15 protein-coding genes and 1 riboswitch are annotated in these 18,433 nt (G+C 32.1%); of the genes, 14 read left to right on the forward strand and 1 reads right to left on the reverse strand.

Going from position 1 to position 18,433, the window contains the following annotated elements; genetic code table 11:
• Position 1 precedes the first annotated feature (1 nt).
• From LGK95_RS08945 to LGK95_RS08970, 6 genes are all read left to right on the forward strand, one after another.
• Positions 2-1,225: a ComEC/Rec2 family competence protein gene (locus LGK95_RS08945; RefSeq protein ID WP_226124240.1), complete on the forward strand. Its 1,224-nt coding sequence runs from the start codon at positions 2-4 to the stop codon at positions 1,223-1,225.
• A gap of 102 nt (positions 1,226-1,327) precedes the next feature.
• Positions 1,328-1,501: riboswitch (Lysine riboswitch) on the forward strand.
• 93 nt (positions 1,502-1,594) lie between these two features.
• Positions 1,595-2,461 (forward strand): 4-hydroxy-tetrahydrodipicolinate synthase, encoded by an 867-nt coding sequence (gene dapA, locus LGK95_RS08950; protein ID WP_226124241.1) that lies wholly within the window; start codon positions 1,595-1,597, stop codon positions 2,459-2,461.
• Between the two features lie 462 nt (positions 2,462-2,923).
• A complete protein-coding gene (locus LGK95_RS08955) occupies positions 2,924-4,444 on the forward strand; it encodes a CoA-acylating methylmalonate-semialdehyde dehydrogenase (protein ID WP_226124242.1) in 1,521 nt (506 codons plus the stop codon).
• A gap of 390 nt (positions 4,445-4,834) precedes the next feature.
• Positions 4,835-5,281 carry a hypothetical protein gene (locus tag LGK95_RS08960; RefSeq protein ID WP_226124243.1) on the forward strand — a complete coding sequence of 149 codons (447 nt, stop codon included), beginning with the start codon at positions 4,835-4,837 and terminating at the stop codon, positions 5,279-5,281.
• Between the two features lie 209 nt (positions 5,282-5,490).
• A complete protein-coding gene (locus LGK95_RS08965; RefSeq protein ID WP_226124245.1) occupies positions 5,491-6,282 on the forward strand; it encodes a hypothetical protein in 792 nt (263 codons plus the stop codon).
• 38 nt (positions 6,283-6,320) lie between these two features.
• A complete protein-coding gene (locus LGK95_RS08970) occupies positions 6,321-7,430 on the forward strand; it encodes an ice-binding family protein (protein WP_226124247.1) in 1,110 nt (369 codons plus the stop codon).
• 559 nt (positions 7,431-7,989) lie between these two features.
• On the opposite strand, the gene LGK95_RS08975 is transcribed toward LGK95_RS08970, so the two are convergent.
• Positions 7,990-8,634, reverse strand: coding sequence for an MtnX-like HAD-IB family phosphatase (locus LGK95_RS08975; protein WP_226124248.1), 645 nt, complete (start codon positions 8,632-8,634; stop codon positions 7,990-7,992).
• A 195-nt stretch (positions 8,635-8,829) separates the two neighbouring features.
• Between LGK95_RS08975 and LGK95_RS08980 the strand changes: the two genes are divergently transcribed.
• The 8 genes from LGK95_RS08980 to LGK95_RS09015 all read left to right on the forward strand — a co-directional run bounded on the left by LGK95_RS08980 (position 8,830) and on the right by LGK95_RS09015 (position 18,003).
• The gene (locus tag LGK95_RS08980) at positions 8,830-9,291 is read left to right on the forward strand and encodes a methylglyoxal synthase (RefSeq protein ID WP_226124250.1); all 462 of its coding nucleotides are present in this window, start codon (positions 8,830-8,832) and stop codon (positions 9,289-9,291) included.
• Positions 9,292-9,774: 483 nt separating this feature from the next.
• Positions 9,775-10,620, forward strand: coding sequence for a class II fructose-bisphosphate aldolase (locus tag LGK95_RS08985; protein WP_226124252.1), 846 nt, complete (start codon positions 9,775-9,777; stop codon positions 10,618-10,620).
• A gap of 11 nt (positions 10,621-10,631) precedes the next feature.
• Positions 10,632-11,648, forward strand: coding sequence for a 5-dehydro-2-deoxygluconokinase (gene iolC, locus LGK95_RS08990; RefSeq protein WP_226124254.1), 1,017 nt, complete (start codon positions 10,632-10,634; stop codon positions 11,646-11,648).
• 25 nt (positions 11,649-11,673) lie between these two features.
• Positions 11,674-12,462: a 5-deoxy-glucuronate isomerase gene (locus tag LGK95_RS08995; RefSeq protein WP_226124256.1), complete on the forward strand. Its 789-nt coding sequence runs from the start codon at positions 11,674-11,676 to the stop codon at positions 12,460-12,462.
• Between the two features lie 35 nt (positions 12,463-12,497).
• On the forward strand, positions 12,498-14,432 hold the full coding sequence (gene iolD / locus LGK95_RS09000; RefSeq protein WP_226124258.1) for a 3D-(3,5/4)-trihydroxycyclohexane-1,2-dione acylhydrolase (decyclizing): 1,935 nt from the start codon (positions 12,498-12,500) through the stop codon (positions 14,430-14,432).
• A 19-nt stretch (positions 14,433-14,451) separates the two neighbouring features.
• Positions 14,452-15,465: an inositol 2-dehydrogenase gene (iolG, locus tag LGK95_RS09005; RefSeq protein WP_226124260.1), complete on the forward strand. Its 1,014-nt coding sequence runs from the start codon at positions 14,452-14,454 to the stop codon at positions 15,463-15,465.
• An 18-nt stretch (positions 15,466-15,483) separates the two neighbouring features.
• Positions 15,484-16,380: a myo-inosose-2 dehydratase gene (gene iolE, locus LGK95_RS09010; RefSeq protein WP_226124262.1), complete on the forward strand. Its 897-nt coding sequence runs from the start codon at positions 15,484-15,486 to the stop codon at positions 16,378-16,380.
• A 27-nt stretch (positions 16,381-16,407) separates the two neighbouring features.
• Entirely contained in the window at positions 16,408-18,003 is a 1,596-nt protein-coding gene (locus LGK95_RS09015; protein WP_226124264.1) for a solute:sodium symporter family transporter, read from the forward strand.
• Positions 18,004-18,433 lie beyond the last annotated feature (430 nt).

Below are 18,433 nucleotides of genomic sequence, written 5' to 3' on the forward strand. Positions count from 1 at the left end.
AATGAGAAATATGAAAAGGTATCTAAGTTCTATTTTAGGATTAATACTTATTTTAAGCTTAAGTGGTTGCTCAAGTATATCTGGAAATACTACGACAACAGTTTTATCTAGTCAAATAGAGTCAAAAGGGAGTATAACTAAGGACGCACTTCAACCAAATAAAAATACAACATCAGTTGATAATGATAAAAAGGATGCATATGGTAATTTGAAAATTCATTATATAGATGTGGGACAAGCAGATAGTATTTTAATAGAGCAAGGCTCAAGCTCAATGTTAATTGATGCAGGAAATAATGAGGACTCAAATACTGTTAAAAATTATATATCAAAACAAGGTATTGCAAAGCTTGATTATATTGTAGGTACTCATCCGCATGAAGATCACATTGGTGGATTAGATTACGTAATAAACAGTTTTCAGGTAGGTAAAATTTATATGCCAAAGGCTACATCAAATACTAAGACCTTTCAAAATGTAGTAAGTGCGATTAAAGCTAAGGGAATGAAAGCTACGCTGCCCAAAGTTTTGGAAACTTTTAAGGTAGGAAAGGCAACAGCTACGATTTTAGCACCTAATAGTAGTGGTTATGAAGATTTAAATAATAATTCAATTGTAATTAGATTAACTTTTGGTAATAATAGCTTTATGTTTGACGGAGATGCAGAGGATATATCTGAGAATGAAATGCTATCAAAGGGTCTTGATGTAAGTGCTGATGTGCTTAAAGTAGGGCATCATGGTTCTAACTCCTCAACTACAGAAGCTTTTTTAGATAAAGTGAATCCTAAATATGCTGTTATTTCAGTAGGCATGGACAATAGTTATGGACATCCCCATAAGTCAACAATGGAAAGACTGCAAGCTAAAGGTATTAAAGTATATAGGACAGATGAAAGTGGAACTATAGTTGCAACTAGTAATGGTAATGATATAACTTTTAATGTTAAGCCAGGAAGTTACTCTTATAACGGAACTGGAGCAATTACAAGCAAGTCAAATATTTTATCAAAGAATGTAGTCAATAAACAAACTACAAAAACAAAGATTTCAAGCAATGTGAATAATAAGACAGTTTATTTTACACCAAATGGAAAGTCATATCACTATGACAAAAATTGTAGCACTTTAAAAAGAAGTAAAACAATTTTAGAGGGATCAAAGCAAGAAGCAATTAGGTTAGGACATGCAGATCCTTGTAATATATGTGCAGGAGGTAATTAGATATCTATGTCTTCTGGCTCTATTTTCTAATTGTCTAAATTTTCAATAAATATTAATTTGATTTAGAGAACATATTAGTATATAATAATTATTAATTAAATATTTAGAGGTAGAGGCGCGATGCTTAAGAGTACCATTATAGAGGTAAGCACATAGACATAATGGAAAAGGAATCATCGCCGAAGTAAATAGCTTATGCTTTAAGGCTATTATACTGGTTTTGCATAGAATATATGTAAGACTGTCACAATTTTATTGTGAGGAGCTATCCAAAGTGAACTTTATTCTTATTTCAATTTATATGATTAAAGGAGCCTTGGACTTTTCCAAGGCTCTTATTTTTTTAAAAAATATCTTAGGAGGTAAACTATGGCTATATCAGGAGTTTTCATTCCATTAATAACACCATTTAAAGAAGGTAAGGTGGATTATGTCTCTTATAAAAGGTTAGTAGATTTTTATTTAAATAAAGGAGTGCATGGTTTTATTCCTTTAGGAACAACTAGTGAAAGTCCTACAATTTCAGACTTGGAATATGAGAAGATAATTGAAAAAACTATTGAATATACGAATGGAGCAGTACCTATTTATGTTGGTTTAGGTGGAAACGATACAAAAAAAGTAGTTGAGAAGCTTAAGGTAGTAGAAAAATATAAAATAGATGGAATATTATCTGTTTCTCCTTATTATTCTAGACCAGATCAAAGAGGTATTTTTCAGCATTTCAAGAGTATTTCAGAAGTAACTTATTTAGATATCATTTTATATAATATTCCTTATAGAACTGGAAGAAATGTTGAAAATACTACAATTCATAAATTAGCTGAGTTAAAAAATATAGTTGGAATTAAGGATTCAAGTGGCGATATTGCGCAGACAATAGACTTAATTTTAAATAAACCAAAAGACTTTTCTATATTAACCGGAGAGGATGCTTTATTTTACTCAACACTTTCGTTAGGTGGAGATGGAGGTATTTTAGCCTCTGCACATATGAATACTGAAGGGTTCATTAAAGTATACAATGATATCGCAAGTAATAATAGTAAAGCGGCATTAGAAACCTGGAAGAAATTATATGAATTTATCCCAATGTTATTTCAAGAACCTAACCCAGCACCATTGAAATATTGTTTGAAAAAGCTAGGGTTAATAGATTCTTCAGAAGTTAGATTGCCTTTAGTAGAAATCACAAAGGAATTACAAAAGAAACTAGATACAATTATTGGATTTTAATTGTACTATCGAGTGTTGGTTTGGAACTTTGACCTTATTGCATAGTTAGAGAAAGTAGTCGAGAGTTATATATATCTTGGCTATTTTTTTTATATGATAAATATTTTGAAAATACTGTTCAAAAATCTGCGCTAATTTAGTATTGCATTTAATCAAAAATTACTCATAAATATTTATAAGTTATTTATAAAATTAACTATTGACATATGTTGATTAAGTCGTGTACAATGTAACCATAAAGTAACAACAACATAACAATAACTTATCACCGTAGGAAAACTCATTTTAATTTTAAAAAGATAAAAGAAAACGATTCCTTTAATTGAATCAAACTAGAAATATCATCACAAATAATTACGTTTTACAATGAGGTTCAATTATAAGAGTTAAAATGAGTCGAAAAAAGAGTAGCTATTTAATAAAGCAAACTAATTATTTTTAACTAAATTTAGGAGGGTTATTATGAATGAAATAAAGAAATTGAAATTTTTTACCAATGGTAAATGGCAAGAATCAAAAACAACTAAATATATGGATGTATGTGATCCAAGCACTGGTGATGTAATTGCAAAAGCACCATGTTGTACTAAAGAAGAAGTTAATAGTGCAATAAAATCTGCAAGAGATGCATTCCCTAAATGGTCTCAAATGCCAGTAATGAAAAGGGCACAAATAATGTTTAAGTTTAGAGATATACTCGAAGAACATTTGGACGAGCTTACTGAAATAGTAGCAAGAGAAAACGGAAAGATATGGAATGAAGCAAAAGGAGATATTTTAAAGATTAAAGAACCGGTTGAACTTGCATGTGGTATTCCAAGCTTCATGATGGGTGAGTCACTTATGAACACTTCTACTGGATACGACACTGTTTTGTATCGTGAATCTGTAGGTGTTTATGCTGGAATAGCTCCATTTAATTTCCCGGGAATGATCCCAATGGGATGGATGACTCCTCTTTGCATTGCAGCAGGAAATACTATTGTTATAAAAGCAGCTTCAATGTGTCCAATGACAGCAATGAGATGTGCAGAACTTTGGCAAGAAGCAGGGCTTCCAGATGGTGTTTTAAACATAGTTACTTGTAGTAGGGTTGAAGCAGAGATACTCTTAGAACATCCTGATGTTAATGGAATAACTTTTGTTGGTTCAACATCTGTTGGTAAACATATCTATGGAACTGCAGCTTTAAATGGTAAGAGAGTACAAGCACTTTGCGAAGCTAAGAATCATGGTTTAGTACTTGAAGATGCAGCACTTGAAAGAGCAGCTCGTGGAATTATTAACTCCAGTTTTGGATGCTCAGGAGAAAGATGTATGGCACTTCCAGTAATTGTAGCTCAAGATAGTATAGCAGATAAGTTAGTTGGACTTTTGGCTGAATATGCTAAAGAGCTTAAATTAGGACCAGCTTATGATAAGGCTTCTACGCTTGGACCTTCTATATCAGCAGCTCACAAGGCATCAGTTGTAAAATGGATAGATAAAGGAATAGAAGAAGGAGCAAAACTTGTTCTAGATGGTAGAAATGCAACTGTAAAAGGATTTGAAAAAGGATTTTATGTTGGACCTACAATATTAGATCATGTAACACCTGAAATGACAGTTGGAGATATAGAGATATTTGGACCAGTTATATGTATAAAGAGAGTTAAGGACTTTGAAGAAGGAATTCAATTAATGAATAAAAATCCTTTGGCAAATGGATCTGTAATATTTACACAAAGTGGACATTTTGCACGTGAGTTTACAAGAAGAACAGATGGCGGAATGGTAGGAGTTAACGTTGGAATTCCAGTACCAGTAGGCATATTCCCATTCTCAGGACACAAAAATTCATTCTTCGGAGACTTACATGCACTAGGTAAAGATGGCGTAAGATTTTACACTGAGACCAAGGTTGTAACAACAACTTGGTTTGATGACGAAGAGAAGAAAAACACAAAAGTTGATACTTGGGACGGTTCATTAGTAACCGATTAATATTGCACAAAAAAACACCTGTAACTTATGTTACAGGTGTTTTTAAATAATAGGAAAATTACTTAAAAGAATGTTTCCATTACTGCACTTTATGAACTGTTCCTTGTAAAGTAGAAAGTGAAAATAATAAAAATTGACTTAAGCGGCTAAAATCCTGAATTCCAAAGGGCTAAGGCCGTTTAATCTTTTTTTGCAAACACTTGAAGAAAAATTCTTAAAAATGAATTGGGTTGAACCGTATTATTAGAAATAATACATGCACTAGAAGTTCGCTAACAACTAATTACCTACAACTTACTGTAACAAATTAAGAATATTTGAATACTATTATACTGCGGTATATATTTATAATTTGCATGTATACCAAATAAGGGGGTGAAAATAAGAGAAATGAAAATATTAAGTCGGAAAATAGCAGGGTTTATATTCTTGCTTTCGGTTATATTTAATACAACTATAGCCTTAGCGGATACACCATTCAATCAAACTGTGGAAGGTAATAGTAACTATATTGTAACAGGTGAATCATATGCCACAAATATTCAACTTGCAGGATATGATTCCAGAAATAACAAATTTTACACTAATTTGACTGCCGAAACTACTAAAACAATTGCTGTTGGTGGAGTAGCAACATTTAATTATGAAATAAACGTATTTGATGGGACAAGTACGACGCTTGGAAATTTAGGTAGCTATGAAACACCACAAACCATTGTAGCAGCAGCAGATTCAACAACTGTTCAAGCTAATAATAAAATTGTCACTTTATCATCACCGCTCACCGCTCAGTTTTCAACAGTTGTAACCATTGATAGTACTACTATTGCACCATAGTTTTTTAAGCTATTAATTATAATATGAAGTACGCTAATGCCAAATCGGTTTATTTCTATTTTTAAGAATTAAACCTAAAAAAACTTTTTAGTAAAGAATATCTCACAAAACAGGAACTACAGGTGGCTAGTAATTTACTAGCCATTTCTAATCCATATAGAGTTGCTATTGTAATAACTAGCATATCACTCGATTAAACAGGAGGGTTTATGAAAAATTTAAATTTTAAAAATTTATTTAAAAATAACCTTTGCATTTTTAGGAGAAAGCCTATACTAAGTATAATTTTGTCAATCCTTCTATTATTCTTTTCTATATTTTTTATAAAATGGATAGTATATCGACTTTCATTTCCAAGTGAAATTGTAAATTATGAAGAATCTTTCAGTCAAGGAATTGATAATTGGACTGCCTTAGATGCCACTTGGAAGGCTAAAGATGGGGAAGAGAATGGTATAATCCAATTATCTAAAAGAAAGTACGCAACTCCATATATACAAAAAAACTTGAAAATATCACAGGCACCACCTCAAAATTTTGTTTGTCAAATTCGCTTAAAGGTTTCTTCTTTCACAGGAAATGCAGTGACACTTGGCACGTTAGTATTCCCTACAGGGCAGATAACATTAGTTATGAATGAGAATAATCAAATAGGAGTTTCATATAATATTTTTGAGAAACCTGTTTATAGTCAAGGGCTTTTTAGTCGCCTATCTAAAAACCAATGGTATGACATTTACGTTTTGGTTAATGGCAGTAATAAGCAAATAATAGTATATGTAGGAGGTAACCAGGTATTAACTAACCCATATATATCATTAACTACTCCAGTACAAGAGATTTGGCTAGGAGCTATCTGGCTTGAAGGTGGAGGACGGTACGGTGCACCTTTAAATATATCTTATAAAACAGTGAAGCTCGGAAATAAAGGATTGCTACCTAAACTATCTTTTATAAAGTATACATTTAACATGATTAAAACAGTTTTTGGGGTATTATAACCTTTACTTTATATTTGGAGATAATCAGGAGGAGAATTATGAAGAAAGAACAATTAAAAAAGCTACTGTTATCTTTTTTAATTATAAGCGTGGTATTATTTTCATCTAGTTCAGTATTCGCTGCTTCAGTAAACCTTGGTACGGCCGGTAATTATGCAGTATTGTCAAAATCAGGAATATCTTCTGTGCCCAATTCTGTAATTACTGGGAATATAGGAGTTAGCCCAATTGCTTCGACGGCCATTACTGGATTTTCTCTGACAAAAGATGTCACTAATGAATTTTCAGTTTCAAATCAAATTATTGGAAAGGCATACGCTGCAGACTATGATTCGCCAACGTCCAGTATTCTTACTACAGCGATAAACAATATGGAAACAGCGTACACCGATGCAGCTGGAAGAGCTCCCAATTATACCGAACTGTATAATGGAGATATTAGTGGTCAAACACTTACAGCCGGTGTTTACAAGTGGGGCACCGGTGTTTTAATAAATTCGGATGTCACTCTTAATGGCGGACCAAACGATGTTTGGATTTTCCAAATAGCTAAAGGAATTACCCAAGCTAGCGACACCAAGATTATCTTAACGGGTGGAGCACAAGCAAAGAACATCTTCTGGCAGGCAGCGGAAACCGTTTCAATTGGAACAGATGCACATTTTGAAGGAATCATACTTGGTAAGACAAATATCACTTTGGAGACTAATGCATCTATAAATGGACGGCTGTTGGCACAGACTGCAGTCACTTTGATTAAAAACACAGTTGTAGCTCCTTCAGTGGAATCTGTTAAAACTGTAGAAGGTTTTAATTACTATTTTGTAACAGGTGAATCATATGCCTCTAATATTAAATTTGTAGGATATAACTCAAGGAATAAAAAATTTTATACCAATATAACTGCTGGAACTACTAAAACAGTTTCCGCTGGTGGAGTAGCAATATTTAACTATGGAATCCATATATTTGATGGGACAAGTAAGCTGTTAGGAAACCTAGGTAGCTATGCAACACCACAAACCATTGAAGCAGCAGCTAATTCACAAACTGTCCAGGTTAAGAATAACATTGTAACTTTGACGTCACCTCTAACTACTGAGTTTAGAGAGGTTGTAACCATTGATAGTGTTTCTGTTACCCCTTAAGTATTTAATCTATGAATTAAGCCATTTACATTCCAATATGGAAAAATTAAAACATGTTTATTGCATCATGAACACCCTTTCCACTTTATCCATATTAGTATTGTGGTACATTCGGCTTATTAATAAATAATATGTTACCCACTAAAACTAGGTACACAGATCATACATTCATTTCGTCATATCTAATTAATAGTAATAATAGTTTACCAAATCTTTAGACGAGAAATCCCCAAGCATTTACTTAAGACATACTGAATCAATCGGAGATACGATACAAAATATACTACTTGCTGGATTAGTGGAATATTAAAATGTGAAGATAAAGTAAGGGGATTATTAGGAGTTTTAGATGACGTACAGCTAATGGCTGTTATATCCGTTGGATATTCTAGTGGAAGGAATTTAAAATCTAAGAAAAAGGATATTATTGTAAGCTGGTTATAAAGTTAAACATATTGGAATACCATAAATTCACTTTTAAAATTAATACGAGCATTTATATGTAACATGTCCACGATGCGTTTAGAATCATGGACATGTTTTTAAATGTTTTTAAATATCATATGTGTTTCTTTAACTTGTCCCACACCTCAGAAAAATTTTGGAATTCTATAAATTCTTTTTTCTCTTTTTTTAAAAGATCCACTAATTTTCCTTTTGCAAAAACCAAATCTGATATTAATGCAGGAGCTAGATCTGGTGCACTATCACCAGCATAAATTATATTTTTATAATTAGCTTTTAGTTTTTCAACAATGATTAATTTATCAATACCATAACGATCTGAATAAAATTCACTATTTTCATCTAAGTCAAAGTAAATACCATTGTTTTTATAAATACCTTTATTGGAGTAAACATCTATTCCTTTTATATTATAATTCTCCAAGACTTTATCTATGTAATAACTTGCTCCAGCACTAATCACAATAAAGTCTCCGCCAGCAGCTTTAACTTGCTCTATAAAAGTTTTAGCAAAAGGGTCAAAAGAAATATTTAAGATGTCTTCATTTAGCTCAGCTTCACTTCTACGTACATTATTAAAAACATAGCCTAAATACTCTCTATTTTTCATTTCTCCATTTTTCCAAGAGTTGAATAGGGGTAAGAGTTCTTCTTTATAATAAGCCTCGGATAATATTTTATAAAAATCCTTTTTAGTAAGAGTTCCATCAAAATCAGATATAAATGCAAAATCTTTCATTATGTTAATCTCCTTATATATTTATTCTAAATTTAGATTATACAACCTTAAGAAAAGTATAACAGAAAAAAATAATTATTGACATATGTTTGTTAAATAAGATAAGATATAATCAAAAGATGACAAACATATAACAATAAAGTAACAAGAAATGTAATCGTTATGCTAATTTAAAGAAGATAAGGGGGTAAAGGTATGGATAACTATAAAATTGGTAAACAAAAAAATATTGCATTAGTTGCTCATGATAACAGAAAAGAGGAATTAATAAATTGGGTAAAAGAAAATTATAATACTTTATCTAAACACTTTCTTATGGGAACAGGTACTACAGCAAGACTTATTAGTGAAAATACAGGGTTACCTGTTAAGGCGTTCAAAAGTGGTCCTATGGGAGGTGATCAACAGATTGGAGCATCAATTGTAAATGGAGATATAGACTTTTTAATTTTTTTCTGTGATCCACTTACTGCACAACCTCATGATCCAGATGTTAAAGCACTTTTAAGAATTTCAGTTGTATATGACATCCCAGCGGCAATGAATCGATCTACTGCAGATTTTTTATTGAATTCTAAGTTTATGGAGGGGGAGTATGATAGAAATATTGTTGACTATTATAGCAAAATAAGAAAAGAATTGTTACTAAATCTGTAAGTGAAAAATTAGAGAAGTTAGTAAGATGAAACTGAACTTAAGGAAGTAAAAAAAATAATTCATTCCCAGTTATTAAATATTCTTAAATAAATCCTAGATTAATAAATATATAGACTATTTAATAAGTTTATATAAGCAATGGCATTAAATAATGAGAATTTAATGCTGAATGTGACTGAAACATACTCAATACTTTTAATAAATAAAAAAAATACACTATTGCTATTGACATGTGTTGGTTAAGTTATGTATAATATAATCAATAAGTGACAACGAAGCAACATTAAAGAAAAATAGTGAATGAGTAACTTATTTTTAACTTCAAGATACACAATTATAAAGGAAAGTTTTTTTAAGGGTAATGATAACGAATACAAGGTAAATTAATGACTATTTAGGGATTGCGATTCTAAATACAAATAGAACCGCTAATCAGGAAGACATAATAAATATTTATAAATCATTATGGAAGGGGTGAAATAAATGTCATTAGTAAATATGAGGGATTTATTGATTAAAGCAGAAGAAGGGAAATATGCAGTAGGATCTTTTAGCGTAGCAAACATGGAAATGATAATGGGTGCTATAAAAGCTGGTGAAGAATTAAATTCTCCGATGATACTTCAAATCGCGGAGGTAAGATTAAATCATACACCATTATGTTTAATAGGGCCTATGATGATTGCAGCAGCAATAAATGCAAAAGTTCCAGTTGCTATACATTTAGATCATGGAATAACAATAGAAAGAATAAAGGAAGCTCTTGAGATTGGGTTTACTTCAGTTATGATAGATGGTTCAAAGTATTCACTGAAAGAAAATATGAAGTTAACAAAAGAAGTTATTTCCGAGGCAAAAAAATATAATGCAAACGTAGAAGGAGAAATAGGACGAGTTGGTGGTAGCGAAGATGGTTCAGAAAATTTATCAGTATTGTGTACTGGTGTAAATGAAGCAAAGGAGTTTTACGCGCAGACAGGTGTTGATGCATTAGCAGTAGCGATAGGAAATGCTCATGGAGTATACTTAGAAAAGCCAGAATTAAATTTTGATATATTAGATAAAATAAATAAGAGTGTAGAGGTTCCATTAGTACTACACGGGGGAACAGGAATAAGTAAGGATGACTTTAAAAAATGTATAAGTCTTGGAATTAGAAAAATTAATATAGCAACAGCAACATTTGCATCAGTTGAAGAAAACGTTAGAAGATTATATGAACAGTCTGAAAAGGTTGATTACTTTGAATTGCATCAGGCAGAAATAGAAGGTGCTTATCTTAATGTAAGAAGGCATATGTTGATATTCGGAAGTCAAAATAAAGCGTAGGAGGCAAAATGATGGGTTACATTAAATTTGATAATAGTAGAGAGTTTGATATTGTTCCAATAGGAAGAGCTGCAATTGATTTTAATCCTATTGATATAAATATGCCACTTTCAGAAAGTACGACTTTTAAAAAATATTTAGGTGGGTCACCAGCGAACACGGCTGTGGGACTTGCAAGACTAGGTAAAAAGGTAGGTTTTATTGGCAAAGTATCAGATGATCAATTTGGTCAATTTATCATTAACTATTTCAAAAAAGAAGGAATAGATACAACTCAAGTTTGTCTTGCAAAGAATGGAGAGTCTTTAGGGCTTACTTTCACTGAAATACTTAGTCCAACAGAAAGTAGTATTTTAATGTACAGAACTGGTGTTGCAGATTTAGCGCTTAATGTTTCCGAGATAAGCGAAGAATATATTAAAAATGCTAAAGCTATTATAATATCTGGAACTGCTCTAGCACAGAGTCCATCAAGAGAAGCTACTTTGAAAGCATTAGAGTATGCGAAGAAAAATAATACAGTAGTTATATTCGATATTGATTATAGAGAATATTCATGGCTTAATAAAGATGAAATTGCAATTTATTATTCTATAGTTGCAAAAAACAGTGATGTTATTATAGGATCAAGCGAAGAATTTGAGTTAACTCAAGGAATAATTGGACAAGATAAAAGCGATCAGGAAATTGCTAATAGATGGTTCGGTTATGGTAATGAAATTGTTGTTATAAAACATGGGAAAGATGGATCAACTGCTTATACATCAGATAAAAAAAGCTATAATATAAAGCCTTTCCCAGTTAAACTTCTTAAATCCTTCGGTGGTGGAGATGCATATGGTTCTGCATTTGTTTATGGATTACTTGAAGGTTGGGACATTATTGATTGCTTAGAATTTGGTAGTGCTTCAGCTGCAATGCTCGTTGCAAGTCACAGTTGCTCAGATGCAATGCCTAAAGCAGAAGAGATTAAAGAATTTATAAGAAATAGTAAAGAAGAACATGGAGAAATGGTTGCACGAGTTTAAAAAAGATTTATAAGGAGGTATTAACATGGTTCATAGTTTAGGTGGTATAAAGTATGGGGGTAATTTCTTGTGCGAAATTAATGGCAAGAACAAGGATATGTTAATGGACATAGTAGTCGTAAAATTGAGCAAGGGAGAAAAGAAAGAATATTTTCAGAAGGATAAGGAAATGGCTATACTTCTCCTAACAGGAAATGTAAAAATATGTTGGGAACAAAACGAAAAAACAATGAAAAGAGATTCTGTATTTGATGAAGATCCATGGTGTTTGCATGCACCAAAAACTACAGAGGTTACATTAATTGCAGAGGATGAGAGCGAAATACTTATTCAATGCACAGATAATGATAAAAAATTTGAACCTAAATTTTATTCTCCAGAAGATTGTCAAAGTGATGTTTTTGGAGAAGGTACATGGAATGGCACTGCAAGACGTGTTGTAAGAACTGTATTTGATTATAAGAATGCACCATATTCTAATATGGTCATGGGTGAAGTTATAACTTATCCTGGTAAATGGTCAAGCTATCCACCACATCATCATCCACAACCAGAGGTATATTTCTATAAATTTAACAAACCTCAAGGTCTAGGTTTATGTTTGATTGGAGATAATGCATATAAAATAACTGATAATAGTTTTGCTACAATAAATGGAGGACTTGTTCATCCACAAACCTCAGCTCCAGGTTATGCAATGTATTATTGTTGGATGATTAGACATTTAGAAAATAATCCATGGACAGATAGGATAGATGTTCCAGAACATCAATGGCTTTGGGAAAAAGATGTTAAAATTTGGCCAGAAAAATAGTATTAATGATAAATTAAGATATGAGGAGGTTTGAAATGGGTACAATTAGACTAACTACTGCACAAGCATTGGTTAAATTTTTAAACAATCAGTTTGTGAGTTTTGATGGTAAAGAAGAAAGATTTGTTGAAGGCGTTTTTACAATATTTGGACACGGAAATGTATTAGGTCTTGGGCAAGCATTAGAGCAAGACCCTGGTGAATTAATAGTTCGTCAAGGTAGAAATGAACAAGGTATGGCTCAAGCGGCTGTAGCTTTTGCAAAACAAAAAAGAAGAAAAAAAATATATGCATGCACATCATCTGTAGGACCTGGTGCTGCTAATATGATAACTGCTGCAGCAACAGCAACAGCAAATAACATACCTGTATTATTACTACCGGGTGATACATTTGCTACAAGGCAGCCAGATCCTGTACTTCAGCAAGTAGAACAAGAGCATAATGCTTCAATTAGTACAAATGATGCTTTTAAACCTGTGACTAAATATTGGGATAGAGTGAGCAGACCGGAACAATTGATGTCAGCTATGATAAATGCAATGAGGGTATTAACAGATGAGGGAGATACTGGCGCAGTATGTATTGCTTTACCACAGGATGTTCAAGCAGAAGCTTATGATTATCCAGAATATTTTTTCAAGAAGAAAGTGCATAGAATTGAAAGAAGAAAAGGTACAGATGCAGAACTAGAAGATGCTATAAGCTTAATAAGTAGAAAGAAAAAACCATTAATTATTTGTGGTGGTGGAGCCAAATATTCAGAAGCCGGTGAAGAACTAAAGAAATTTGCGGAGAAATTTAACATACCTATTACTGAAACCCAGGCAGGGAAAAGTGCAGTAGAATCAATTCATTACCTAAATTTGGGTGGTGTCGGAGTTACAGGCAATCTTGCTGCAAATCTTATAGCGAAGGATGCGGACTTAATAATAGGACTCGGAACAAGATTTACAGATTTTACAACGGGTTCTAAAGGATTATTTAAAAATGATGAAGTTGAATTCTTAACAATAAATACATCTAGGTATAATGCAAATAAAATGGATGCTACTAAAATTGTTGGAGATGTAAAGGTTAATTTAGAAGAACTTATAGATAAGCTTATTGAAAAAGGATATAAGAGTGGGTATAAGAAAGAAATTTCTGATGCCAAAAACAAATGGGAAAAAGAAATTGAGAGATTATATAGTATAAAGTATATTAAAAATGATTTCAAACCAGAAATATTAGGACAAAATGAAGCAAGCTTAAAAGAGTTTTATGAACTTTGCGGAGAAGCTCTTCCACAAACTACAGCTATAGGTGAAATTAATAATTTCCTTAAAAAAGATTATGTTATAGTTGGTGCTTCAGGTAGTTTACCAGGAGATCTACAAAGATTATGGGTTTCAAGAGATAAATATAGTTACCATATGGAATATGGTTTTTCATGCATGGGATATGAAATATCAGGAGCTTTAGGAGTGAAGCTTGCAGAACCTAATAAAGAGGTATATGCAATGGTTGGTGATGGAAGTTACTTAATGCTCCATTCAGAACTTGTAACCTCTATTCAAGAAAACAAGAAGATAAATGTATTGTTATTTGATAACAGTGGATTTGGTTGCATTAACAATCTAGAAATGGGAAATGGAATGGGTAGCTTTGGAACAGAATTTAGATATAGAAATGAAGAAAGTGGTAAGCTTAATGGTGGCCTAATTCCAATAGATTTTGCAAAATGTGCGCAGGGGTACGGAGTGAAAAGCTATACAGTAAAAACAATAGAAGAGCTTAAAGAAGCATTGGTAGATGCAAAGAAACAAACTAGATCTACTTTAATAGATATAAAAACACTTCCAAAAACAATGACAGATGGTTATGATTCTTGGTGGCATGTTGGTGTTGCTGAGGTTTCTAATAAAGAATCAATAAAAAATGCTTATATTGACAAAAAAGATAATCTTATAAATGCAAGAAAATACTAAAACTAGAGGAGATGCTATTATGTTAAAAGTTGGAATTATTGGTGTAGGAAGAATTGGAAAGGTACATGGAGAAAGTATATCAAAATATGTTAAAAATGCTGAAATTAAATCAATTGCTGATGCATACTTAAACGATGCTACAAGAGAATGGGCAAAGAGTAAGGGAATACTTGAGGTATATAGTGACTATAAAAAAATATTAGAAGATCCAGAAATAGATGCAGTATTAATTTGCTCTTCAACAGATACACACTCACCAATTTCAATAGAAGCAATAAGAGCAGGAAAAAGTGTTTTCTGTGAAAAACCAATTGATCATGATTTAACTAGAATAAAAGAAGTCATTAATGAATTAGGTAAATCTAAGGTTAAGTATCAAGTAGGTTTTAATAGAAGATTTGACCATAACTTTAAATCAGTTAAGAATGCGGTTGTTGCTGGAAAAATTGGAGAACCTCATATTTTGAAAATAACTTCAAGAGATCCAGAACCACCTTCAATAGATTATGTAAAGGTTTCAGGTGGTATGTTCTTAGATATGACAATTCATGATTTTGATATGGCTAGATATCTTTTAGATAGTGAAGTTGAAGAGGTTTACGCAGCTGGTACTGTATTGGTTGATAAAGCTATAGGCGAAGCTGGGGACATTGATACAGCAATTATAACATTAAAGATGAAAAACGGAACTTTAGCAGTAATTGATAATTCAAGGCAGTCAGCTTATGGATATGATCAAAGGGCTGAAGTGTTTGGATCATTAGGTCAAGTTGCAGTAGCAAATGACAGCACTTCAACAGCAGTAATATCAAATGAAAATGGTGTTACAGGAGAAAAACCATTATTCTTCTTCTTAGAAAGATATATGCAAGCTTATGCTGAAGAAATAACAGAATTTGTTGAAGCAATTGTAAATAATACACCTACACCTGTAAATGCAGAAGATGGTTTACAAGCTGTATTAATTGGTGAAGCTGCTACAAAATCATTACATGAGAATAGACCAGTTAAATTATCTGAAATTAAATTTTAATTGTAGGGGGTATTAATTATGTTGAATAGTAAAAAAGTTAAATTAGGTATTGCTCCAATTGCATGGACAAATGATGACATGCCAGATTTAGGAAAAGAAAACACTTTTGATCAGTGCTTGAGCGAAGCAGCATTAGCTGGCTTTAAGGGAACTGAAGTAGGAAACAAATATCCAAAGGATGTTAACGTTTTAAAGAAGGCTTTAGAACTTAGAGGTTTGGAAATTGCAAGTGCTTGGTTTAGTTCATTCTTAACCACGAAACCATATGAAGAAACTCAAGCGGAATTTATTAAGCATAGAGATTTTCTATATGCTTTGGGAGCTAATGTAATCGTTGTGGCTGAACAAGGACACAGTATACAAGGCGAATTAGATACACCAGTATTTGATGGAAAGTACTATTTTAATGAGGAAGAATGGGAACTACTTGGAAGTGGATTAAACAAGTTAGGAAAGTTAGCTCAAGATAAAGGAATGAAACTCGTTTACCATCACCATATGGGAACAGGTGTACAAACGACAGAAGAGATAGACAAGCTTATGAGCATTACTGATGAAAATCTAGTTTACTTGTTGTTTGATTCAGGTCATTTAGTATACTCAGGTGAAGATCATATAGCAATACTTAAAAAGTATATTAATAGAATTAAGCATGTTCATCTAAAAGACGTTAGACCGGAGATAGCAAAAAAGGTTAAAGCTGAAAAGCTTAGTTTCTTAAATGGCGTTAGATTAGGAGCTTTTACAGTACCCGGTGATGGAAGCATAGATTTTAATCCAATACTCAAGATCTTGGCAGATAATAATTATGAGGGCTGGCTACTAGTGGAAGCAGAGCAAGATCCAGCAAAGGCAAATCCATTTGAATATGCAGTTAAAGCAAGAAAATATATTAAAGAGGTGTGCGGATTATAATCCTATTATAAAAAGGGCGGTGAGTTAATGAATCTTTTTTCGATAATTACATTTATAGCTATAGTTGCAACTGTATGGTTTATTGCTTGGAAAAAATCACAAGCAATTAACAAATGTGATGCAGAGGGTTACTTTCTTGGAGGACGAAGCCTAACAGGAATTACAATTGCCGGAACAATTCTAATGACAAATTTATCTACTGAACAAATTGTTGGACAAAATGGTCAAAGTTACGTGGCTGGAATGGAGGTAATGGCTTGGGAAGTTACAGCTGCTTTTGCTTGTGTATTATTAGCATTTGTTTTCTTACCTAAGTACTTAAAACATGGAATTAGTACTATTTCTGATTTTATTGAAATTCGTTATGATACAACAACTAAGAGAATTATATCATTTTTGTTTTTAGTAAGTTACACCGTTACTTTTTTACCAGTAGTATTGTTTTCAGGGGCGTTAGTATTTAATAAACTTTTCCATATAGATAGATTATTAAATGTAGATGGCCAAGTTGCAATTATAGTTGTAGCGGCATTTATCGGTTTGGTTGGACTATTGTATGTATTAATTGGAGGAATATCTTTAAGTGCTTTTAGTGATACAATTTATGGTGTTGGTTTAATTGTTGGAGGTATTTCAATACCGATTTTAGGATTAATAATGTTAGGTAATGGTAGTTTCAGTGGGGGACTTGGAGTAATAATTTCGCATACTCCAGAGAAATTAAACGCTATCGGATCACTTGACTCAAAATTAATTCCTTGGCCAACATTATTCTTAGGGATGTTTTTCAATAATCTATTTTATTGGTGTACTAACCAAATGATTGTTCAAAAGGCATTAGCCGGGAAAAATCTTAAAGAAGCACAAAAGGGTGCGTTATATGTAGGCTTTTTCAAAATATTCGGAGCTTTATTCTTAGTTTTTCCAGGGATTATTGCATATAATATGTTTGGAAACACACTAAAAATAGCTGATGATGCATACCCATCATTAGTCACAGCAGTACTTCCAACATGGGCTTATGGTATTTTTGGAGCAGTAATTTTTGGAGCTATATTAAGTTCTTTCGCAGGAGCTTTGAATAGTACTTCAACCCTATTCGCATTAGATTTCTATAAACCAGTGTTTCGTCCTAAGGCTTCTGACAAAGAAGTTGTTAGAGTTGGGAAATTAGTGACAACGTTTGTAGCAATAGTTTCAGTAGTTGTTGCCCCGCTTATTGCTTATGCGCCAGCAGGATTGTACACATTCCTTCAAGAATACAATGGCTTTTATAATATGCCATTATTAGCAATTATTCTACTTGGATTCTATACAAAACGTGTTCCGGCTTTAGCCGCAAAAGTAACAATGATTTTTCATATTGTAGCATATATGCTGTCTAAATTCTTATTTGCCGATATTAATTTTTTATACGTATTAAGTGGTCTATTCTTCTTGGATGTTTTATTAATGCTATTAATTGGTAAATTAAAACCGATGGAAATACCATTTAAAATTCAAGATAATGAAAATAAAGTGGATTTGACACCATGGAAATATGGAAAGTATATTGGAGCATTTGTTGTAATTTGTATGATCGGAATGTATATATTATTTTCACCATTAGGACTTGCTAGATAAAAAGAAAGAGGAGAATTAAATAATATTATAAATTATACAGCAACAAATTAAACATTAAAATTAAGCCATTAATAAGTTTGAGAATCTAAATTAATGATGAATAATGAGCTTCACTAATATGTTTCAATATTAGTGGAGCTCATTTTAAACGGAAATTAATTTTATTTTTATTAAAGAGCATATTATTAGTAAATTTAAACTGTTTTTCAGCATTATTTTTTGGTATAATTGTATTGAAGAAGAACATCATCTTTTGCTTTCTATTTGTCGTAGTGATTCACTTATAACAAATAAGGGAATGTTATTAACTGTTTTGACTTAAATACAGAAATTACAGTCAAATCATTACACAAATTATATGTATAAGTTGAATTTATTAATCCCGAGAAAACGATTACCATATACTAAAAAGTTTAAAAACAAAGATATT

The sequence above is a fragment of the Clostridium algoriphilum genome (genome assembly GCF_020443705.1).
Lineage (GTDB): Bacteria > Bacillota > Clostridia > Clostridiales > Clostridiaceae > Clostridium_AD > Clostridium_AD algoriphilum.